General features: G+C 34.2%; 1 protein-coding gene. It reads right to left on the bottom strand.

Going from position 1 to position 322, the window contains the following annotated elements:
* A partial coding sequence (locus CPJCM30710_RS17960; protein ID WP_246503583.1) for a transposase occupies positions 1–322 on the bottom strand: 322 nt, incomplete at both ends.

Below are 322 nucleotides of genomic sequence, written 5' to 3'. Positions count from 1 at the left end.
GATAGTCTCATTGCTATCTTCTTCATATTCTGAACTGCTGCTGTTAATAAGCATTGTTCAGAAACTTTGATAAGTCCGCGCATACGCGCATAGCGAAGCCCGTGAAGATTTTTTGAATCTGCAAAGCTTCGCTCAACTGTTTCTTTCCTTCTATTGTATATACCTTTTCCCTTTTCAGTTTTAAGGAAATTTTTATTATCGTCTTTATAATCTTCCCAAACATGTCTTCTAACGGTTTTATATCTAGCCTTGTCACTTATACATTTATCTTTAAAAGGACAGTGCAAACATAATTCTTCAAAACATCTATATTCTCTATACC

It is taken from the genome of Clostridium polyendosporum (assembly GCF_018332455.1).
Lineage (GTDB): Bacteria > Bacillota > Clostridia > Clostridiales > Clostridiaceae > Clostridium_AY > Clostridium_AY polyendosporum.
The sequence above is the reverse complement of the archived record's forward strand: the minus strand, read 5'-3'. Positions and strand labels throughout refer to the sequence as shown.